General features: G+C 71.7%; 18 protein-coding genes. 9 read left to right on the top strand and 9 right to left on the bottom strand.

Annotated features, from left to right (window positions below):
• Positions 1–97: 97 nt before the first annotated feature.
• Both ACPYO6_RS02560 and ACPYO6_RS02555 read right to left on the bottom strand, forming a co-directional pair.
• The gene (locus ACPYO6_RS02560; RefSeq protein ID WP_425713324.1) at positions 98–1,447 is read right to left on the bottom strand and encodes a class II 3-deoxy-7-phosphoheptulonate synthase; all 1,350 of its coding nucleotides are present in this window, start codon (positions 1,445–1,447) and stop codon (positions 98–100) included.
• Positions 1,448–1,557: 110 nt separating this feature from the next.
• On the bottom strand, positions 1,558–2,784 hold the full coding sequence (locus ACPYO6_RS02555) for a pyrophosphate--fructose-6-phosphate 1-phosphotransferase (protein WP_425713323.1): 1,227 nt from the start codon (positions 2,782–2,784) through the stop codon (positions 1,558–1,560).
• Between the two features lie 103 nt (positions 2,785–2,887).
• On the opposite strand from ACPYO6_RS02555, the gene ACPYO6_RS02550 reads away from it, so the two are divergent.
• The 4 genes from ACPYO6_RS02550 to ACPYO6_RS02535 all read left to right on the top strand — a co-directional run bounded on the left by ACPYO6_RS02550 (position 2,888) and on the right by ACPYO6_RS02535 (position 7,877).
• The gene (locus ACPYO6_RS02550) at positions 2,888–3,496 is read left to right on the top strand and encodes a hypothetical protein (RefSeq protein WP_425713322.1); all 609 of its coding nucleotides are present in this window, start codon (positions 2,888–2,890) and stop codon (positions 3,494–3,496) included.
• 214 nt (positions 3,497–3,710) lie between these two features.
• Entirely contained in the window at positions 3,711–5,570 is a 1,860-nt protein-coding gene (locus ACPYO6_RS02545) for an AMP-dependent synthetase/ligase (protein WP_425713321.1), read from the top strand.
• Between the two features lie 133 nt (positions 5,571–5,703).
• Positions 5,704–7,545, top strand: a complete 1,842-nt coding sequence (locus ACPYO6_RS02540; RefSeq protein ID WP_425713320.1) for a DEDD exonuclease domain-containing protein — start codon at positions 5,704–5,706, stop codon at positions 7,543–7,545.
• Positions 7,546–7,598: 53 nt separating this feature from the next.
• Positions 7,599–7,877 carry an Lrp/AsnC family transcriptional regulator gene (locus ACPYO6_RS02535; protein ID WP_425713319.1) on the top strand — a complete coding sequence of 93 codons (279 nt, stop codon included), beginning with the start codon at positions 7,599–7,601 and terminating at the stop codon, positions 7,875–7,877.
• 80 nt (positions 7,878–7,957) lie between these two features.
• Here the strand turns inward: ACPYO6_RS02535 and trpD are convergent, their stop codons facing one another.
• A complete protein-coding gene (gene trpD, locus ACPYO6_RS02530) occupies positions 7,958–9,025 on the bottom strand; it encodes an anthranilate phosphoribosyltransferase (protein ID WP_425713318.1) in 1,068 nt (355 codons plus the stop codon).
• Complete coding sequence (locus tag ACPYO6_RS02525; RefSeq protein ID WP_425713317.1) at positions 9,022–9,462, bottom strand: hypothetical protein; 441 nt, start codon at positions 9,460–9,462, stop codon at positions 9,022–9,024. The genes trpD and ACPYO6_RS02525 overlap by 4 nt, the downstream gene beginning before the upstream one ends.
• A 220-nt stretch (positions 9,463–9,682) precedes the next feature.
• Between ACPYO6_RS02525 and ACPYO6_RS02520 the strand changes: the two genes are divergently transcribed.
• The 5 genes from ACPYO6_RS02520 to ACPYO6_RS02500 all read left to right on the top strand — a co-directional run bounded on the left by ACPYO6_RS02520 (position 9,683) and on the right by ACPYO6_RS02500 (position 14,935).
• Positions 9,683–10,318, top strand: a complete 636-nt coding sequence (locus ACPYO6_RS02520; RefSeq protein ID WP_425713316.1) for a cytochrome c oxidase subunit 3 — start codon at positions 9,683–9,685, stop codon at positions 10,316–10,318.
• A 90-nt stretch (positions 10,319–10,408) separates the two neighbouring features.
• Positions 10,409–11,194: a cytochrome c gene (locus tag ACPYO6_RS02515; RefSeq protein WP_425713315.1), complete on the top strand. Its 786-nt coding sequence runs from the start codon at positions 10,409–10,411 to the stop codon at positions 11,192–11,194.
• The gene (locus ACPYO6_RS02510) at positions 11,191–12,291 is read left to right on the top strand and encodes a ubiquinol-cytochrome c reductase iron-sulfur subunit (protein ID WP_425713314.1); all 1,101 of its coding nucleotides are present in this window, start codon (positions 11,191–11,193) and stop codon (positions 12,289–12,291) included. Before ACPYO6_RS02515 ends, ACPYO6_RS02510 begins: the two co-directional genes overlap by 4 nt.
• Positions 12,288–14,018: a cytochrome b gene (locus ACPYO6_RS02505; protein ID WP_425713313.1), complete on the top strand. Its 1,731-nt coding sequence runs from the start codon at positions 12,288–12,290 to the stop codon at positions 14,016–14,018. Before ACPYO6_RS02510 ends, ACPYO6_RS02505 begins: the two co-directional genes overlap by 4 nt.
• Before the next feature lie 296 nt (positions 14,019–14,314).
• Positions 14,315–14,935: a superoxide dismutase gene (locus tag ACPYO6_RS02500; RefSeq protein WP_425713312.1), complete on the top strand. Its 621-nt coding sequence runs from the start codon at positions 14,315–14,317 to the stop codon at positions 14,933–14,935.
• Between the two features lie 89 nt (positions 14,936–15,024).
• On the opposite strand, the gene ACPYO6_RS02495 is transcribed toward ACPYO6_RS02500, so the two are convergent.
• The 5 genes from ACPYO6_RS02495 to ACPYO6_RS02475 all read right to left on the bottom strand — a co-directional run bounded on the left by ACPYO6_RS02495 (position 15,025) and on the right by ACPYO6_RS02475 (position 19,896).
• A complete protein-coding gene (locus ACPYO6_RS02495) occupies positions 15,025–15,504 on the bottom strand; it encodes a cytochrome c oxidase subunit 4 (protein ID WP_425713311.1) in 480 nt (159 codons plus the stop codon).
• Positions 15,501–17,258 (bottom strand): cytochrome c oxidase subunit I, encoded by a 1,758-nt coding sequence (gene ctaD, locus ACPYO6_RS02490; RefSeq protein WP_425713310.1) that lies wholly within the window; start codon positions 17,256–17,258, stop codon positions 15,501–15,503. The genes ACPYO6_RS02495 and ctaD overlap by 4 nt, the downstream gene beginning before the upstream one ends.
• Positions 17,258–18,154 (bottom strand): cytochrome c oxidase subunit II, encoded by an 897-nt coding sequence (gene coxB, locus ACPYO6_RS02485; protein ID WP_425713309.1) that lies wholly within the window; start codon positions 18,152–18,154, stop codon positions 17,258–17,260. Before coxB ends, ctaD begins: the two co-directional genes overlap by 1 nt.
• Before the next feature lie 271 nt (positions 18,155–18,425).
• The gene (locus tag ACPYO6_RS02480) at positions 18,426–19,460 is read right to left on the bottom strand and encodes an FKBP-type peptidyl-prolyl cis-trans isomerase (RefSeq protein ID WP_425713308.1); all 1,035 of its coding nucleotides are present in this window, start codon (positions 19,458–19,460) and stop codon (positions 18,426–18,428) included.
• 85 nt (positions 19,461–19,545) lie between these two features.
• Complete coding sequence (locus ACPYO6_RS02475; RefSeq protein ID WP_425713307.1) at positions 19,546–19,896, bottom strand: HesB/IscA family protein; 351 nt, start codon at positions 19,894–19,896, stop codon at positions 19,546–19,548.
• Between the last annotated feature and the right edge of the window lie 93 nt (positions 19,897–19,989).

Here is a 19,989-nt window from a genome sequence, read left to right as displayed (position 1 = left end):
GGGCCACATCCGGCCATTGCGAACCGTCCGGGTCCAGGCCGGGACCGGGCGCGGGGCGGCCCGGACCTCGCCGCTCCCCGCCGCGGTCCGCGCGGCCTCAGCTGCGCAGCATCTCCGCGACCTCGAACGCCATCTGGAGCGACTGCTGGTGGTTGAGACGCGGGTCCACCAGCGTCTCGTACCGGCGGGCGAGCCCCGCGTCGTCGATCGGGTCGGCGCCGCCCATGATCTCGGTGACGTCGTCCCCGGTCAGCTCGACGTGCAGGCCGCCGGGCACGGTGCCCATCTGCTGGTGCACCTCGAAGAACCCGCGGACCTCGTCGAGGATCGTGTCCATCTCCCGCGTCTTGTAGCCGGACGGGGAGGTGATCGTGTTCCCGTGCATCGGGTCGCACACCCAGGTCACGGGCCGGCCGTCCGCGACGACCGACTCGACGATGCCCGGCAGCGCGTCGCGGACCATGCCCGCGCCCATGCGCGAGATGAAGGTGAGCCGGCCGGCGAGGCCGTCGGGGTTGAGTCGGTCGATGAGGCTGCGGACCTCGTCGGGCGTGACCTTCGGGCCGAGCTTGACGCCGATCGGGTTGCGCACGCGCGAGAGGAGGTCGACGTGGGCGCCGTCGAGCTGACGGGTGCGCTCGCCGATCCACAGGAAGTGGGCCGACGTGCCGTAGGGCTGCCCGGTGCGGTGGTCGATCCGCGTGAGCGCGGCCTCGTAGTCCAGCAGCAGCGCCTCGTGCGAGGAGTACATGTCGACCGTGCGCAGCGCGTCGAAGTCGACCCCGGCGGCGGCCATGAACCGCAGCGCGCGGCCGATCTCGCCGGCGAGCGACTCGTAGCGGCCGTGGGCGGGGTTCTCGATGAACCCGCGGTTCCACTCGTGGACGAGGCGCAGGTCGGCGAAACCGCCGCCCGTGAAGGCGCGGATGAGGTTGAGCGTCGTCGCCGAGCGGTGGTACATCCCGAGCAGCCGCTGGGGGTCCGGCACCCGGTCCTCCTCGGTGAAGCCGTGCGCGTTGACGGCGTCCCCGCGGTAGGAGGGCAGCGTGACGCCGTCCCGGGTCTCGAGGTCGCTCGAGCGCGGCTTGGCGTACTGGCCGGCCATCCGCCCCATCTTGACGATCGGGAGGCTCGCGCCGTAGGTGAGGACGACCGCCATCTGCAGGATCGTGCGGATCTTGTTCCGGATGCGGTCGGCGGTCGACTCGGCGAAGGTCTCCGCGCAGTCGCCGCCCTGGAGGAGGAAGGCCTCCCCGCGTCCGGCGGCGGCCATGAGACCGGTGAGCCGGTCCGCCTCGCCGGCGAAGATGAGCGGGGGGCTCGACTCGAGCTCGGAGACGACGGCCGACAGCGCCTCCGGGTCGGGATAGGTCGGCTGCTGGGCGGCGGTCATGCTCCGCCACTGCTGCAGTCCGGCCAGGGTCTCCGCGGTGGGCTCGACGTTCACCGCGCCATCGTAGGCAGGGCGCCGCGGGCCGGGGACGTCCCGCCCGGTCGTCGGACGTGACCTACGACGCGCGGGCGCGGTGACGTCGCCGCCACCGCGCCCGCGACGCGTCAGTGCGCGGTCTGCTCCGCGGCCCGCACGTCCTGGCCGGTCGCGGCCATGAGGTCGGTGAACCACTCCTGGGAGATGTCGAACGCCTTGCCCCCGGCGACCCGCTCGTGCTCGATCGCGCGCAGGAGCCCGCCGCGCTCCTCGTCGTGCCCGATGAGGCCGGAGCCGCCCTCGAGCGCCACCTGGACGGCGAGGTCGGTCATCGACTTGATGAGCCGCAGGTCGTCCGGGTCCGCGGCCGCGGAGCGGGAGAAGTAACCCGACTTCTGCACCATGACCTTCTCGGCGCCGAGCTTCTCGGCGAACTGCTCGGCGAACCAGGCGCCCGGGTTGATCGTGTCGAGCTTGACGTGGCCGAACGGGTCGCGCTCGACCTCCTCGCCGCTCGCCTCGAGCTCGGCGACGATCTCGGGGACGCCCGCGCCCTCGGAGAGGAAGACGTTGACGTTGCCCTGGGCGTCCATGATCGCGCGCAGGCGCTCGGCCTCGGCGTCGATGTCGAGGTGCAGCTCGGGCAGGAAGACCGCGTGCACGTCCCACCGCTCGCGGGTCAGACCCAGCGCCGGCGCCCACTCCTGGGCGTCGAGCCACGTCCGGTAGCGCCGGGCGGCGGCCGCCGTGAGGTACCCGCAGTGCCGCCCCATCACCTCGTGGACGATGAGCATGCGGGGGTTGGACCGGTGCTCGCCGACGATGTTGGCGGCGAACTCGGCGGCCTCGCCGGCGGCGGTCCAGGCCCCCAGCGACTGCCGGACGGGCACGATGTCGTTGTCGATCGTCTTCGGGAGGCCGACCACCGTCATGTGGTGGCCGTTCTCCTCGAGGAACTGCGCGAGGTCGGCGGCCGTGGTGTTGGTGTCGTCGCCGCCGATGGTGTGCAGGACGTCGATCCGGTCGGCCACGAGCTGGTCGGCGGCCACCTGGAGCGGGTTCTGCCCCTCCGCCACGAGCCCGCGCTCGAAGAGGTTCTTGACGTTCGTCAGCTTGACGCGCGAGTTGCCGATCGGGCTGCCCCCGAACCGGTGGAGGATCGGTGCCTGCGCGCGCGCCTCGGGGGTGATCTCGATCGAGGTGCCGGTGAGCAGCCCGTGGTAGCCGTGCTGGTAGGCGATGATCTCGACCTCGGGGTCGATCTCGGTGTAGCGCTCGATCAGGCCGCCGACGGCGGAGGACAGGCACGGGGCGAACCCGCCCGCGGTGAGCAGGGCGACGCGGCGGACAGTCATGGGTGGCCTTTCGACGGCGAGGTCATCGTGGACCCCTCCATCCTAGGAGCGGGGCCGCCGCCCCCGCGGCCCGCGCGGGCGCCCGCGGCGATACCGTGGCCGGGTGACCACGTACCCCGAGGAGCCGGGCGACGACGAGCGGACGTCGGTCGGCCCGCCGTCCGCGGGGAACGACCACGGGCGCGAGCCCGGTCCCGGCACCTCTCCCGAGGATCCCGACGACGAGAACCCCTCCGACGACCGGTCCCCCTCCGGCGCGGGGCGGCCCGACGGCGCGAACACCTCCGGCGCGGGCGAGCTCGACGACGCAGAGGTCGACCGCCGGTTCGCGTCGATCCTCGACCAGCTCGGTGCCGCGCCCGTCCGTTCCCCGGCTCCCCCGGCCACCGACGACCGGCCGGCGCGCACGCCCCGTCCGCTCGGGCCGCGCGACGAGCTGCTCGAGGAGCACCCGGAGGACCCGGCGTGGGGCATCGACGGCTTCGTCGAGCCCGACCCGCCCGGACCGGACCTGTCCGACCCCGGCGCTGTCGTCGGGTGGCTCCTCGCGATCGGCCCGATCGTCGCCGGCATCGTCCTCGGCCTGGTCGGTCGTCCCCCGTCGGTGCTGATCATGCTGCTCGGGCTCGCCGTCACGATCGGGGGCATCACCCTGCTCGTCCGTCGTCTCCCCGGCGAGCGCGGCCACGGCTCGGACGGCGCCGTCGTCTGACCGGGACGCCCCGCGGCCGGTCGCGCCGCGCGCCGGGCCGTGCGCGGCGACGCGCCGGGAACGGCTGCACCGGCGACGGGCGCAGACACCGACACGGCCGGACCGCGTCGTCGCGCCGCGCGCAGGACCGCCCGCCGCCGCCTACTCTTGCCCCACCAACGACGTCAGGGCGGCCGCGTTCGCCCGGCAGGACCACGAGCCGACGGAGGCCCCCATGTCCAGCGAGCACGCCCCCCGCCCGATCGCCTCGCTCCCCCGCGTGATCGACGTGCCCGACGACTCCTCGATCACCACTCTGCTGGTCGACCACGCCCGGGAGACACCGGGCCGCGTGCTGTTCCGGGAGAAGGTCGACGGCGAGTGGGTCGACCGGGACGCCGCCTGGAGCCTCGCCCGCGTCGAGGCGCTCGCGAAGGGCCTCGTCGCCTCCGGGGTCGGAGCCGGCGACTCGGTCGCGATCATGTGCCGCACCCGGCTGGAGTGGACGCTCCTCGACCTCGCCGCCTGGTACGTCGGAGCGGTGCCGGTACCGATCTACGAGTCCTCCGCGTCCGACCAGGCCCAGTGGATCGTCAACGACGCCGCGGTCACGGTCGCGTTCGCGGAGACCGGGGCCAACGCGGAGGTCCTGCGCGAGGCGGGCACGCTCGAGGGTGGCACCCCGACGCTGCGCGAGGTCCTCGTCATCGACGACGGCGCCCTGGAGGAGCTGACCACCCGCGGCGCCGACGTGACCGACGAGCAGGTCCGGGAGCGCCAGCGGGCCGTCCGGCTCGCCGACCTCGCGACGATCATCTACACCTCGGGCACGACCGGCCGCCCCAAGGGCGCCGAGCTCACCCACGAGAACTTCGCCGTGCTCGCCGTCGAGTCGGTGCACGACCTCCACGAGGTCGTCGCGCAGCCCGGCTCCTGCACGCTGCTGTTCATCCCGCTGGCCCACGTCTTCGCCCGCTTCGTCGAGGTCCTCATCCTCGCCGCCGGCGTCCCGCTCGGGCACGCCCCCGACCCGAAGGAGGCGGTCGCGGACCTCGCCGTCTTCCGGCCCACCCTCCTCCTCTCGGTCCCCCGGATCTGGGAGAAGGTCTACAACTCGGCCGAGCAGAAGGCGGGCAGCGGCATCAAGCTCAAGCTGTTCCGCGCTGCGGCGCAGGCCGCCGAGCAGTACTCGCGGGCGCTCGACACCCCCTCGGGCCCCTCCGCCCTGCTCAAGGCCCGCTACCGGGTCCTCGACCGCCTCGTCCTCGGCAAGCTGAGGGACGTCATGGGCGGCCGCCTGAAGTACGCGGTCTCGGGCGGTGCGCCGCTCGGCGAGCGGCTCGGGCACTTCTACCGCGGCGTCGGCCTGGTCGTCCTCGAGGGCTACGGCCTCACCGAGACGACGGCGCCGATCGCCGTCTGCCGGCCCGACTCCCTGCGCATCGGCACGGTGGGCCTGCCGATGCCCGGCACCGAGATCCGCATCGCCGAGGACTCCGAGATCGAGGTGCGGGGCCTGCCCGTGTTCCGCGGCTACCGCGGCGGGGTCGGCGCGGACGCCTTCACCGAGGACGGCTTCTTCCGCACGGGCGACCTCGGCTCGCTCGACGACGGGCACCTGCGGATCACCGGCCGCAAGAAGGAGATCATCGTGACGGCCGGCGGCAAGAACGTGGTCCCCGCCCTGCTCGAGGACCCGCTGCGCGGACACCCGCTCGTCTCCCAGTGCGTGGTGGTGGGCGACAAGCAGCCGTTCATCGCGGCCCTGCTCACGCTCGACGAGGAGATGCTGCCCGGCTGGCTCGCGAACCACGGCCGGGACCCGCTCACGCCCGAGCAGGCGCGCACCGACCCGTTCGTCCGCGAGCGGCTCCAGCAGGGCATCGACCGGGTCAACACGAAGTTCTCGCGCGCCGAGCAGATCAAGGAGTTCGTCATCCTCCCCGAGGACCTCACGGTCGACAACGGCTACCTCACGCCGTCGCTCAAGGTGAAGCGGTCCGCGGTGCTCGCCGATCACGCCGACGTCGTCGACTCGCTCTACTCCGACGCCCGGACCCGACGCGACAACGGCGGGGCCGGCACCTCGTCGTGACCGCGGAGCCATGTCACGCGGCCGACGGGAACGCCGTCGGGCGCGGACCACGGCGCGTGGGGCCACGCCGCTCCGACGCGCCGGACCCGTCCCGCTCGCGCGCGTTGTCGGCGCGCGTCCGTAGCCTCACGGGATGACCTCGATGCTCGCCCCGCCGCCCGGTCGCCGCCTCGCGACCGAGGACGGCGGGCCGGGCGGCCGGCCCTACCAGGTCGGGCTCGACGAGCTCGGGACGCCGCTGAGCGAGGTGACGTTCGTCGTCGTCGACCTGGAGACCACCGGCGGGGCGGCCAGGTCGGACCGGATCACCGAGATCGGTGCCGTCAAGGTCCGCGGCGGCGAGGTGCTCGCCGAGCTCGGCACGCTGGTCAACCCGGGCGTCCCCATCCCGCCGCAGATCACGGTCCTCACCGGCATCACGACGGCGATGGTCACGCCCGCGCCGCCGATCGAGGAGGTGCTCCCCACCTTCCTCGAGATGGCCGGCCTGGAGACGGGCTCCGTTCTGGTCGCGCACAACGCGCGGTTCGACGTCGGCTTCCTCAAGGAGGCGTTCCGCCGCGCCGGGCGGGAGTGGCCCCGGCCGATGATCGTCGACACCGTCCAGCTCGCCCGCCGCGTCGTCACCAACGACGAGGTGCCCAACCGCAAGCTCGGCACGCTCGCCGCGTACTTCGGGGCGACGACGACGCCGGACCACCGGGCCCTGTCCGACGCGCGCGCGACCGTCGACGTCCTGCACGCCCTCATCGGCCGACTCACCCCGCTCGGCATCACGCACCGCGAGGACCTGCCGACGCTGGCCGAGCAGGTGCCCGCCCACCGCCGACGCAAGTCGACCCTCGCCGACGGGCTCTCGCGCGGCCCGGGCGTCTACCGGTTCGTCGGCCCCGATCAGCAGGTGCTGTACGTCGGCCGGGCGACGAACCTGCGCCAGCGGGTGCGCTCCTACTTCACGAGCGCCGAGCGCCGGGCGCGGATCGGCGAGATGGTCGACCTGGCCGTGTCGGTCGAGGAGATCCCGTGCGCCACCGTGCTCGAGGCCCAGGTCCGCGAGCTGCGCCTCATCGCCGAGCTCGACCCGCCCTACAACCGGCGCTCGAAGCGGCCGGCGCGGATGCCCTGGGTCCGGCTGACCGACGAGGCGCACCCGCGGGTGACGATCGTCCGATCCCTGCCGGCCGGGGGCCTGGACTCCGCGATCGGGCCGTTCACGTCCCACAGGGCGGCCCAGCGCGCGGTCGAGGCGATCCAGGCCGCCGTGCCCGTGCGTCGCTGCACCACGCGACTGCCCGCCACCCCGCGCGCCGACGCCCGCGCCTGCGCGCTCGCCGAGCTCGGCCAGTGCTCGGCGCCGTGCGTCGGCTCCCCCGCACTGCTCGAGATCCGCCCCCGCACGCGTGCCGCCGGCACGTCGGAGCCGCTCCCGCACGAGGACGCGGTCGCGGCGGTGCGCCGGGTGCTGGCGGGCGACGTCTCGGAGGTGAACGCCCGGCTGCGTGCCCGGATCCGGGAGCTGGCCGCACGGCAGCGGTACGAGGAGGCCGGGACGGAGCGCGACCGGCTGCGGGCGCTGCTCGTCGCGGCCCGGCGCACCGAGCTGCTGCGTCCGCTGGTCGCGACCGCGCAGATCGTCGCCGCCCGCGCCCTGGCCGCCGGCGGGTGGGAGATCGTCGTGGTGCGGCACGGCCGGCTGGCCGGGACCGCCGTGTCCCCGCGGGGCGTCGACCCGATGGACACCGTGGCCGACCTCGTCGCGACCGCCGAGCACGTGCAACCGCCGAGCAGCGAGTGGGGCGCGGCGTCGGCGGAGGAGACCGAGATCCTCGCCGACTGGCTGTGGCGGGGCGGCACCCGGATCGTCGAGCACTCCGGCGACGCGCCGCTCGGCTCGCCGACCGGCGGTGCCGCCTCCCTGCCCCTGCCGCCCGGACCCGACTCGCTCATCGGGGATGATGGGGGCCGGCGCCGCTGACGCCGTCCCAGCCCCGGCACCGCCCGGCGACCGACCGACCTCCAGGAGGAGACATGCTCACCGCCATCGTCATGATCGAGGCCGACGTGGCCAGGATCCCCGAGGTCGCCCAGGGCGTGGCCGACCTCGACGGCATCGCCGAGGTCTACTCCGTCACGGGGGACTTCGACCTCGTCGCGATCGCCCGGGTGGCGCAGCACGAGGACCTCGCGGTCGTCGTGTCCGACCGGCTCGGCAAGATCGAGGGCGTCACGGGGACGACGACGTACCTCGCGTTCCAGGCCTACTCCCGCAACGACCTCGAGCAGGCGTTCCACATCGGCCTCGACTGACTGCCCAATGAATCAAGCGGGAGGACTGGATATCGAACAATCCAGTTCTCCCGCTTGATATTCTGGGCGAGGTCCGGCCCTCAGCTGTCGGTGAGCTCGATCCAGCGGTCGAGCCGGGCGCGCGCGGCGCCGGTGTCGACGGACTCCCGGGCGTGGTCGATGCCCGTCCGCAGCCGCGCGACGAGGTCCGGCTGCTCCGCACGGTCCAGCCCGGGCAGGGTGCCGTCGGCGACGAGGGCGGCGGCCGCGTTGAGCAGCACCGCCTCGCGCACGGGACCGGTCTCGCCGGCCAGGAGCCGCTCCGCCACACCGGCGTTGTAGCCGGCGTCCTGGCCCCGCAGGTCCTCGACCGTGGTCGGGGCCAGGCCGAGCTGGGCGACGGCGTCGATCTCGCGGGCGTGCACCTCGCCGTCCGTGACCTCCCACACCTGGTTGACGGTGGTCGACGACAGCTCGTCGAGCCCGTTGTCGCGTCCGCGGAACACGAGCGCAGAGGTGCCGCGGGCCGCGAGCACGCCGGCGACCAGCGGGGCGCTGCGGACCGGGGAGACGCCGATGGCGCCCGCGCGGGGGCGGGCCGGGTTCGTCAGGGGCCCGAGCAGGTTGAACGCCGTCCCGATCCCCAGCGCGCGCCGGGTGGGGGCGGCGTACCGCATCGACGGGTGGAACATGTTGGCGAAGCAGAACGTCAGGCCGTTCTCGTGGAACACCCGCTCGACCGTGGGCACGTCGAGGTCGAGATCCACCCCGAGCCGCTCGAGGACGTCGGCCGAGCCGGACGCGGAGGACGACGCCCGGTTGCCGTGCTTGACCACGCGCACGCCGGTCCCGGCGATGACGAGCGAGGCCATCGTCGAGATGTTGACGGTCCGCAGGCGGTCGCCCCCCGTCCCGACGATGTCGACCACGTCGGAGGGCACGTCGACCGGCAGGGCGTGCGCGAGCATCTCGTCGGCGAGCCCGCGCAGCTCCTCGACGGACTCGCCCTTGGTGCTGAGCGCGGTGAGGAAGCCGCCGAGCACCACGTCGTCCGTCGCGCCGGTCATCACCTCGTTCATCGCCCACGCGGTGTCCCGGGCGGAGAGGTCCTCCCCCGCGACCACGCGGGCGAGGAGGTCGGGCCAGCGTGCGGCGCGCCCCGACCTCACGACAGGCGCTCGCGGAGCAGGCCGGACAGGGCCTCCTGGAGCTCCCGCGGGTCGACCGGGTAGGTGGCGACGGCGTCGGCCTCCGACCAGGTGGCGAGCCACCGGTCCTGGGGACGGGCGATCATCAGCAGCACGGGCGGGCAGTTGTAGACGCTCGTCTTCAGGCGGCGGGTGAGCGACATCCCGCCCTCCTTGGCCGCCTCCGCGTCGAGGACGAGAGCGGCGATCCCGCCGGCCTCGACGGCCTCGACGACCGCCTCGGCCGTGGCGGTCTCGACCAGGTCGACCAGGGGGACGTCGCGCGCGGGGCGCCGCCCGACCGAGGAGACGATCTCGCGGCGGGTGGCGGAGTCGTCCGAGAACACGAGGACTCTCAGGCGTCCCTCGTCGACGTCCTTCGCCGGCTCGGCCCCATGGTCGGCCCTGGTCACGGTCATGTCCTGCTCCTCACAAGTCCGGTGCCCGGCGGCCCGGCACGGCCGGGCTGCCCCGCACATCGTAGGCCCGCCGCGCCGCGCCACCCGGCCGTGGCGCGACCCACAGACCGCCGGGACCGGCCGCCTCCCCCGCGGGTACCACGTCGCGCGGCCGTCCCGACCTGTCGGCGCGCCGACGGGAGAGGTCCGCGCACCTCCTCGGGTGGGTCATAATGACCGGGTGTCGTCTACCTCTGCACCCGCCCACGTCCCGGGAACGGTGAACCGGCCGAACCCGCTGTCGGTCGGCGTCATCGTCTGGCTCAGCTCGGAGCTGATGTTCTTCGCGGGACTGTTCGCGATGTACTTCACGCACCGGTCCGTCGCCGGACCGGAGGCGTGGTCGGACGAGGCGTCCGTCCTCAACTTCCCGTGGGCGCTGAGCATCACGATTATCCTCGTCGCCAGCTCCTTCACCTGCCAGATGGGCGTGTGGGCCGCCGAGCGGTTCCAGCAGTCCCGCACCGGCTCGATGCTCGACATCCGCCGCTGGGGCATGAACGAGTGGTACGTGCTCTCCTTCGTCCTCGGCGCGATCTTCGTCGCCGGTCAGACGACCGAGTACATCGAGCTCATGCACCACGGCGTGACGATCCAGGCGAGCTCGTACTCGTCGGTCTTCTACATCACGACCGGCTTCCACGCGCTGCACGTCATCGGCGGGCTCATCGCGTTCCTCTACGTCCTCGGCCGCTCGTACCAGGCCAAGGTCTTCGGCCACCTCGAGGCCGGCTCCGCCGTCGTCGTGTCGTACTACTGGCACTTCGTCGACGTCGTCTGGATCGGCCTGTTCATCATCATCTACGTCATCAGATAGCGTCGCCGGGGCGCGGCACGGAAAGGTCCGGACCAGCCCCGACATCCCACGACCCCCACCACCGCACTCACCACCGAGAGGTCGAGAATCGTGAAGGCACTCGCCGCCCGCAGGAGGAGCCGGTACGCACCGGTCATCCTGCTCCTGCTCGCACTGCTGATGACGGGCGGGGTCCTCGCCCTCGTCGACGCGGGCACCGCGGACGCGACGTCCGCCGAGAGCTCCTCGGAGGACGCCGAGGCCGGCGAGCGGCTGTTCCAGGCCAACTGCGCCACCTGCCACGGCCTCGACGCCACGGGCACGGACATCGGCCCGTCGCTCGTCGGCGTCGGCGCGGCGAGCGTCGACTTCCAGATGGCCACCGGCCGGATGCCGATGCGCATGAACGGCCCGCAGGCCCCCGCCGGCAACCCGAGCTTCACGCCCGAGGAGATCAACCAGGTCGCCGCGTTCGTCGCGGCCCTCGGCCCCGGCCCGTCGGTTCCCACCGCCGAGCAGGTCGACCCGGAGATGGGTGACGCCGCCAACGGCATGGAGCTCTTCCGCACCAACTGCGCGATGTGCCACAACGCGGTCGGCGCCGGCGGCGCCCTCTCGGAGGGCCGGTACGCGCCCGCCCTCGACGGCTCCACCCCGACCGAGATCTACGAGGCCATGCTCACCGGCCCGCAGTCGATGCCGGTGTTCAACGACGCCAACATCACCCCCGAGGGCAAGCGGGACGTCATCGCCTACCTCGTCGCGCAGCGTGACGTGTCCGTGGGCGGGCTCTCGCTCGGCTCCGTCGGCCCCGTCAACGAGGGCGTGTGGGTGTGGATCGTCGGCATGGGCGTCCTCGTCGCCGCCTCGGTCTGGATCGGAGCGAAGTCCTCGTGAGCACCACCCCCCACAACGACCACCACCGCGAGGTGGCGACCGGCCGCGAGAGCGACTCCGCGGTCGCGGTCCAGGAGCGGTTCGAGAACCCCGGCCTGGCCCCGCACAAGCACCGCCTGGGCGACTCGGACCCGGCCGCCGCCAAGCGGTCCGAGGCCATCGTCGTGGCCCTGCTGACGATCTCGATCGTCGCGTCGGTCGCCGGCATCGTCCTCTACGTCGTCCTGCCGCTCAACGCCGAGATGATGAGCGTCCGGCTCTCCAACCTCTCCCTCGGCCTGGGCCTCGGGATCGGCGCGCTGGGCATCGGGATCGCGGCCGTCCACTGGGCGAAGTCGCTGATGAACGACGAGGAGCAGATCGAGGAGCGCCACTCCGTCGCGTCCGGCGCCGCCGAGCGGGCCGAGGCGCAGCAGATCCTCCAGCGCGGCGCGGACGACTCGAACATCGCCCGCCGACCGCTGCTCAAGGGCGCGCTCGCCGGCGCCCTCGCCCTCGCCCCGCTCCCCTTCGTCGTGCCCCTGGTCGGCAACCTCGGCCGGGACTGGGACGTCGACAAGTTCCGCCACACGATCTGGGGCGACACGCCCGAGGACGCCGACCCGAGCTTCTTCGGCGAGACGGCCGACGGCCGCGTGGGCCGCCGCCTCGCGATCGACCCGACGGGCGACCCGGTGCAGGCCTCCGCGGTCACGCGCGGCTCGGTCTTCCACATCGTCCCGCAGGGCATGGACGCCGAGGAGCACTACTACGAGGAGAAGGCCAAGGCCGTCGTCATCCTCGTCCGGATGGACCCCGGCATCATCACCGAGGCACCCGAGCGGCAGGACTGGAGCTACGACGGCATCGTCGCGTACTCGAAGATCTGCACGCACGTGGGTTGCCCCGTCGCGCTCTACGAGCAGACGACGCACGAGCTGCTGTGCCCGTGCCACCAGTCGACGTTCGACATGACCGACGGCGCGAAGGTCGTCTTCGGCCCGGCCAAGCGCCCGCTGCCGCAGCTGCCGATCGCCGTCGACACCGAGGGCTACCTCATCGCGACCGCCGACTTCGACGAGCCCATCGGGGCGAGCTACTGGGAGCGTCTCAAGTGACCACGACCGCCACCCCCAACGCGCTGCCCGCCTCCGCGCCGCGGACCGCGGCCGGCAAGGCCGGCGTCATGCTCGACGAGCGTGTCGGCGGAGCGAAGCTCGTCAAGGAGTTCGCCCGCAAGCTGTTCCCCGACCACTGGTCGTTCCTGCTGGGCGAGATCGCGCTCTACAGCTTCATCACGCTCATCATCACGGGCATCTTCCTCACGATGTTCTTCGTCCCCTCGATGGGCCACACCGTCTACCCGGAGGACGCCCTCCCGGTGACGATGCAGGGCGTCGAGATGTCCGAGGCGTTCCGCTCGACCGTCTACATGTCCTTCGAGGTCAAGGGCGGTCTGCTCATGCGGCAGATCCACCACTGGGCCGCCCTGCTGTTCATGGCGTCGATCGTCACGCACATGTTCCGCATCTTCTTCACCGGTGCGTTCCGCAAGCCGCGCGAGATCAACTGGCTCGTCGGCTTCGGCCTGATGATCCTCGGCCTGCTCGCCGGCTTCTCCGGCTACTCGCTGCCGGACGACGTCCTCTCGGGCAACGGCCTGCGCATCGCCGACGGCGTGGCGAAGAGCATCCCGATCATCGGCAGCTACGCCAGCTACGGGCTGTTCGGCGGGGAGTTCCCGGGCACCGACATCATCCCGCGGCTGTTCACGGTGCACATCCTCATCATCCCGGGGCTCATCCTCGCGCTCGTCGCCGTCCACCTCATGCTCGTCGTGGTCTACAAGCACACGCAGTACCCCGGCCCCGGCCGGACCGAGAAGAACGTCGTCGGGTTCCCGCTGTTCCCGGTCTACATGGCCAAGGCGGGCGGCTTCTTCTTCGTCGTGTTCGGTGTCCTCGCGCTCATGGGCGCGACGATGTCGATCAACAACGTGTGGAACTACGGGCCCTACGACCCCTCCCCCGTGGGCGCCGGCGCCCAGCCCGACTGGTACATGCTCTTCCTCGAGGGCGCGCTCCGGCTCATGCCGGGGCAGACCGAGGTCGTCATCGGCGGGTTCACGATCCCGTTCAACGTGCTCGTGCCCGGCGTCGTCATCCCCGGCATCCTCTTCGGGCTCCTGGCCATGTGGCCGTTCATCGAGCAGTGGGTGACCGGCGACCGCCGCGAGCACCACGTCCTCGACCGCCCGCGCAACGTGCCCGTGCGCACCGCCGTCGGCGTCATCATCATCGCCGAGTTCGGGCTGCTGTTCGCGGCCGGCTCGAACGACATCATCGCCACCCACTTCGACCTGTCGATCAACCAGATCACGTGGGCGTTCCGGGTCGCCTTCTTCGCGCTCCCGTTCATCCTCTTCCCGCTCGTCAAGCGCATCTGCCTCGCGCTGCAGCGCCGGGACCGCGAGCTGGTCCTCGAGGGCCACAACACCGGCCGGCTCGTCCAGCTGCCCGACGGCTCGATGCACAGCTGGCACCGCCCCCTCGACGAGCACGAGCGCTGGACGCTCGTCGGCTACGAGGCCGGTCGCCCGGTGCTCGAGGAGCCCGAGGTCGACGAGAACGGTGTCGACCGGCCTGCGGGCCAGCGCGGCCCCGGCAAGCTGCGCCGGGCCTTCTCGAGGTGGTTCTACGAGGACCGCGTCGAGCCGGTGACGCCCGCCGAGCTCGCCGAGGCCGAGACGCACCGCCACGGCCTCGTCGAGGGCACGGACCCCGCCGAGGAGCACCACGAGGAGCCGCCCGCCTCGCTCTCGAGCGCGCGTCTCATCCGGGACTGACCGGCACCTCGACCACCGGCACGACGACGAACGGCGTCACCCCACGCGGGTGGCGCCGTTCGTCGTCGTCCGGCCGTTCGCGCGCCGAACCACGCACGCGGGCCCTCGCCCCGGACGCGATCTCGCGGCGGGAGCGCGGACCGGGCGGGCCTTCCCCGCTCCCGCCGGTCCGAAGGTGCGCGGGCTCACGGAACCGGGAACAATGGGGAGCACGTGCTGTTGCAACTGGTGAGCGGGCCCGCAGCCCGTGAGCACGACACACCCGGCCCCGGCCGGCGAGACGATGGAGGACATGCATGACGTACACGCTTCCCGAGCTCCCCTACGACTACGCGGCGCTCGAGCCCCACATCAGCGGCAAGATCATGGAGCTCCACCACTCCAAGCACCACAACACCTACGTGACGGGTGCCAACACCGCCCTCGAGAAGCTCGCCGAGGCCCGCGAGTCCGGTGACCTGGCCGCGGCCCCGAAGCTCGAGAAGGACCTCGCGTTCAACCTCGGCGGCCACATCAACCACTCGATCTTCTGGAAGAACCTCTCCCCGGAGGGCGGCGGCCAGCCCGAGGGCGAGCTCGCCGAGGCGATCAAGGACTCGTTCGGCAGCTTCGACAAGTTCCAGGCGCACTTCACCGCCGCCGCCACGTCGATCCAGGGCTCCGGCTGGGCCGTGCTCGCCTTCGACTCGGTGTCGAACAAGCTCGTCGTCTTCCAGCTCTTCGACCAGCAGAACAACGTGCCCGTCGGCACGCTCCCGCTGCTCATGCTCGACATGTGGGAGCACGCGTTCTACCTCGACTACCTCAACGTCAAGGCGGACTACGTCAAGGCGTTCTGGAACATCGCGAACTGGCAGAACGTGGCCGAGCGCCTCGCCAAGGTCCAGGCCTCGGCCGGCGGCCTCGTCGTCGCCTGACGCTCCTTCCGTACGACGAACGGGCCCGGCCCCTCCTTGCGTGGAGGGCCGGGCGCGTTTGTCGTCTGCGGCGCCGTGGCGCCCATGGATCAGTGCGCGTGGATGCCGCGGTTGGCCTCGTACATCTGGCCGGCGACGCCGACGATCGCGATGACGAAACCGATACCGGTGAGCCACCAACCGGCCGCGATGCCGACGAACCCGAAGGTCGCTGCGACGCCGAGCACGAGCGGCCACCACGACCGCGGGGCGAAGTCGCCGATGTCGCCGGCGCGGTCGGCGATCTCGCCGTACGGGTCGTCCTCCCAGCGGGTCGCCGCGTCGGTCGTGCGCGCGGTGAGCCACAGGTAGACGGCGACGAAGCCGTTCATCCCGCCGAGCAGGAGGAAGCCGACCGTGCCGACGGACTCGAAGTCCGCGACGATCGCGTACGCGACGCCGCACAGCGTGAAGAAGACGGTGAGCGCCGTGAACATGACGATCTCGACCCGCATGGGGCGGATCTCGCGCTGCTGCTCCTCGATACCGATGGGGTCCGTGCTGCTCCCGTCGGGCTGCTGCGCCGTCATCGCTGGACCTCCTGGTCGTTCGTCGACGATCGTCGCCCGTGGCCGGCCGCGGCGAGCACCGACTCGTCGGGCGCCGTGTGCTCCATGGCGGTGACCTCCGGGTGGTGGAGGTCGAACGCCGGCCGCTCCGAACGGATCCGGGGCAGCGACGTGAAGTTGTGCCGCGGGACCGGGGAGGCCGTGGCCCACTCGAGCGAGTTGCCGAAGCCCCACGGGTCGTCGACGAACACGGTACGCGGGCCGCGCATCGTGACGTAGACGTTGATGAAGAAGAAGATCGTCGAGCTGGCGAGGATGAACGCGCCGACCGTCGAGATCTGGTTGTAGAGCTGGTACCCGTCCTCGACCATGTAGTCCGCGTAGCGGCGCGGCATGCCCTGGGCACCGAGCCAGTGCTGGACGAGGAACGTCGTGTGGAAGCCGATGAACGTCAGCCAGAACGTGATCTTGCCGAGCGTCTCGTTGAGCATCTTGCCGGTCCACTTGGGGAACCAGAAGTGGATGCCCGCGTACATCGAGAACACGACCGTGCCGAACACCGTGTAGTGGAAGTGCGCGACCACGAAGTACGTGTCGTGAAGGATGAAGTCCAGCGCGGGCGCCGCGAGGATGACGCCGGTGACGCCGCCGAAGACGAAGGTGGTCATGAACCCGAGCGCCCACAGCATCGGCGTCTCGAAGGTCAGCTTCCCGCGCCACATCGTGCCGATCCAGTTGACGAACTTCACGCCCGTCGGGACCGCGATGAGCATCGTCATCAGCGAGAAGAAGTCGAGCATCACCCCGCCGGTCGTGTACATGTGGTGCGCCCACACGGTCATCGACAGGGCGGCGATGGCGATCGTCGCGTAGATGAGCGTCTGGTAGCCGAACACGGGCTTGCGGGAGAAGACCGGGATGACCTCGGAGATGATGCCGAAGAACGGCAGCGCGATGACGTAGACCTCGGGGTGGCCGAAGAACCAGAACAGGTGCTGCCACAGCAGCGCCCCGCCGGCCTCCGGATTGAAGATCTGCCCGCCGAGCACGCGGTCGAACCCGAGCCCGAACAGCGCGGACGCCAGCACGGGGAACGCCATGAGCACGAGCAGCGAGGTGACGAGCGTGGTCCACGTGAAGACCGGGACGCGCATCATCGTCATGCCCGGGGCGCGGTAGCAGATGATCGTGGCGATGAAGTTGACCGACCCGAAGATCGTGCCGAAACCGGTCATCGCGAGGCCGACGACCCACAGGTCACCACCCAGTCCGGGCGAGAACGCCTCGGTCGACAGCGGGGTGTAGGCGGTCCAGCCGAAGCTCGCCGCGCCCTGCGGGGTGAGGAACCCGGCCACGACGACGATGCCGCCGAACAGGTAGAGCCAGTAGGCGAACATGTTGAGCTTGGGGAACGCGACGTCCGCCGCGCCGATCTGCAACGGGACCATGATGTTGCCGAACGCCGTGAACAGCGGCGTCGCGAACAGGAACAGCATGATCGTGCCGTGCATCGTGAAGAACTGGTTGTACTGCTCCGCCGACTGGAGCATGAGGCCGGGCGAGAAGAGCTCGAGCCGGATGACCAGGGCGAGCAGACCACCGATCGCGAAGAACACGAACGCGGTGATCAGGTACATGTACCCGATCGTCTTGTGGTCGGTCGAGGTGATCCAGTCGACGATGATCTTGCCCATCGACTGCTTCCGCGGTCGCAGCCCGGGGACGAGCTCACCGCCGTCGGACGTGTGTGCCGACTCCTCGATCGTGGTCGCCATCAGTTGCCCTCGCTCGCGCTCTCGACCGGGTAGCGGGGCAGGTCGTAGTCACGCCCCAGCTCCGCGGGCAGATCGCCCACCCAACCGTTCGCCCGGTACTCCTCCATCATCGCGTCGTACTCCTCCTGCGGGACGACCGCGACGTTGAACAGCATCTCGCTGTGGAACTCGCCGCAGAGCTCGGCGCACTTGCCCGAGTATACGCCCTCGCGGGTGGGAGTGAGCTCGAAGGAGTTCGTCCGGCCCGGGATCATGTCGACCTTGTAGAGGAAGGCCGGGATCCAGATCGCGTGGTTGACGTCGCGGGAGTGCACGACGATCTCGACCGTCTGGTCGACCGGGAGGTACAGGGTCGGGAGGGTCTCCTCGACGCCCTCCTCGCCGGTGAGGTCCATGCGGCCGCCGGAGTAGTACACGCCGTCGGTGGTGTAGACGAAGTCCCAGCTCCACTGCTTGCCGTAGATGTCGATGACCAGGTCCTCCTCCGCGGAGGTGTCCTGCATCGTCGCGGTCGAGGACTGCGAGAAGTAGAAGAGCGTGCCGACGAGGAGCACGGGGACGACCGTGAACATCATCTCGAGCGGCACGTGGTAGCGGGTCTGCACCGGGAGGCGGTCGTCGTTCTTCCGCTTGCGGTACACGACGATGCACACGAGCGTCATGATCCAGACGGCGGCGCCGACCGCCAGGGCGGCGAGCCAGGTCCCGTTCCAGAAGCTGATGAGCTGGTCGGTCTTGTCCGTCATGTCCCGCGTCGACGGCAGGAAGCCGACGTCGAGGCCCATCCCCTCCTCCGAGGGACCGTTCTCTCCCGCGCAGCCGGCGAGCAGCAGGCTCGCCGTCACGGCCGCGGCGAGGAGCGGCGTTCGCCGCTTGTGGGACTGAGTACTCCGCACGGTGGACCTTTCCCGACGTCTTGATCAGCTGGGCCGGCCGTCCGCCCCGGGCAGCGGCCGCACAGCCGTGGTGGAGCGGGACGTAGGCCCGTCCGGGCCACCTTACCCCGCCGTCACGACGCAGCGTCGCCATCGCCCGCCCGATCGGATCCCGCGTGTTGCACCCGGTGGGGCGGCGTCCCGGCGTCGGCCGGGTATCGACGGGACGGCCCCCGGCGGCGCGTCCTGCGCGCTGCCGGGGGCCGTCCGAGGTGTCGGTCCGAGGATGGGGTCAGGAGGCGCTCTCCGACGGGCTCTCGGCGCCGGAGCCGGACTCCGAGCCCGACTCGGACGGGGACTCGCCGCCCTCGACCGGTGGGCCCTCGACGGCGCCGACGACGTCGAAGACGAAGGCCGACGACGGGACGCCCTGCTCGGCCAGCGCCGGGGCGAGGACGACGACCCGGGACCCGACGGGGACCCCCGTCAGCGCGTCGGCGACGCTGCCCATGCCCACGGGCTGAGCCATGACCGACCCGAGCTCCCAGGTCGACTCGGTCGTCGAGCCGTCCCACGAGGCGGCGGCGTACTGGAGGACCACCGTGCTGCCCGGCGTCTCCGGGACCGGGTCGCCCGAGCCCTCGGCGATGACGTGGGTGGTCATCTCGGTGGGCTCCTCGGCGCCCTCCTCGACCGCGATGGTCGCGGCGCTGCCGAGGTCCCCCTCGATGGTGACGGGCAGGTCGGGGGCCGGCTCGACCGGGGTCGCGTCGGCCTCCGCCTGCGCGTCGGGCGCGAACGTGTCGACCACGTCGACGACGAAGAGCAGCGTGTCCTCCGGACCGATCCCGGCCGCGGGCTGGCCGGTCTCGCCGTAGCCGTCCTCCGGCGGGATGGAGATGACCACGCGGTCGCCCACGTGGGTGCCCGTCAGTCCCTCCTTCCAGCCCGGGATGACCTGGTTGAGGGAGAAGGCGGTGGGCGCTCCGCGGTCGAACGAGGAGTCGAAGACCTCGCCGTCCCAGATCTGACCCGAGTAGTTGGCCACAACCACGTCGTCCGCGCCGACCTCGGCGCCGTCGCCCTCGACCACGACCTCGGTCTGCAGGGTCTCGGGCGCGCCGCTGCCGGGGAACTCGACGACCGGGGTCTCGCCGACCTCGGTGCTGACGGTCGGCAGGTCCTCGCCGGCCGGCGTGGCGGCCTCGCCGTCGCTGGGCTGCTCGGAGCCGTCGGTGCTCTCCTCCTCGTCCGAGCCGGTGCAGCCGGCGAGGGCGAGGGAGGCGCCGAGCAGGGCGGCGGTCACGAGTCGGATGGGTCGGCGCACAAGATCTCCGTCTGGGTCGGGGTCTGGGGGTGTCCGGGCAGCACAACGGCGCGCCGACGGGTGCGTCGGCGCGCCGTGGGGCCGGTCAGTGGAACGAGTCGCCGCAGGCGCAGGAGCCGCCGGCGTTCGGGTTGTCGATGGTGAAGCCCTGGCGCTCGATGCTGTCGGCGAAGTCGATCGACGCGCCGTCGAGGTACGGGGCCGACATGCGGTCGACGATCACCTCGACGCCGTCGAAGTCGCGCACGAGGTCGCCGTCGAGCATGCGCTCGTCGAAGTGCAGCTGGTAGATGAGGCCCGAGCAGCCGCCGGGCTGGACCGCCACGCGCAGGCGCAGGTCGTCGCGCCCCTCCTGGTCGAGCAGGCTCTTGACCTTGGCAGCGGCGCCGTCGCTCAGGTTGACACCGTGCGCCTGGTCGATCGTCGTGTCCGTCATGGGACGTCCTTCCTCGCAGTTCGTCTCCGGCCCGGGCCGGTCCCGGGTGCAACGCCCGCTCGGCGCGCGTTGTTCCCGCGCTCACAGGGTACG

The organism is Georgenia sp. Z1344 (assembly GCF_049856295.1).
In the GTDB taxonomy this organism is placed as follows: Bacteria; Actinomycetota; Actinomycetes; order Actinomycetales; family Actinomycetaceae; genus JB111.
The sequence above is the reverse complement of the archived record's forward strand: the minus strand, read 5'-3'. Positions and strand labels throughout refer to the sequence as shown.

Excerpts from the sequence above, each read along its gene's own strand:
- ACPYO6_RS02540 (WP_425713320.1), top strand. The coding sequence starts at position 5,704 with ATGACCTCGATGCTCGCCCCGCCGCCCGGTCGCCGCCTCGCGACCGAG.
- ACPYO6_RS02475 (WP_425713307.1), bottom strand. The coding sequence starts at position 19,896 with ATGACGGACACGACGATCGACCAGGCGCACGGTGTCAACCTGAGCGAC.
- ACPYO6_RS02495 (WP_425713311.1), bottom strand. The coding sequence starts at position 15,504 with ATGACGGCGCAGCAGCCCGACGGGAGCAGCACGGACCCCATCGGTATC.
- ACPYO6_RS02555 (WP_425713323.1), bottom strand. The coding sequence starts at position 2,784 with ATGACTGTCCGCCGCGTCGCCCTGCTCACCGCGGGCGGGTTCGCCCCG.
- ctaD (WP_425713310.1), bottom strand. The coding sequence starts at position 17,258 with ATGGCGACCACGATCGAGGAGTCGGCACACACGTCCGACGGCGGTGAG.
- ACPYO6_RS02525 (WP_425713317.1), bottom strand. The coding sequence starts at position 9,462 with ATGACCGTGACCAGGGCCGACCATGGGGCCGAGCCGGCGAAGGACGTC.
- ACPYO6_RS02500 (WP_425713312.1), top strand. The coding sequence starts at position 14,315 with ATGACGTACACGCTTCCCGAGCTCCCCTACGACTACGCGGCGCTCGAG.
- ACPYO6_RS02535 (WP_425713319.1), top strand. The coding sequence starts at position 7,599 with ATGCTCACCGCCATCGTCATGATCGAGGCCGACGTGGCCAGGATCCCC.
- ACPYO6_RS02545 (WP_425713321.1), top strand. The coding sequence starts at position 3,711 with ATGTCCAGCGAGCACGCCCCCCGCCCGATCGCCTCGCTCCCCCGCGTG.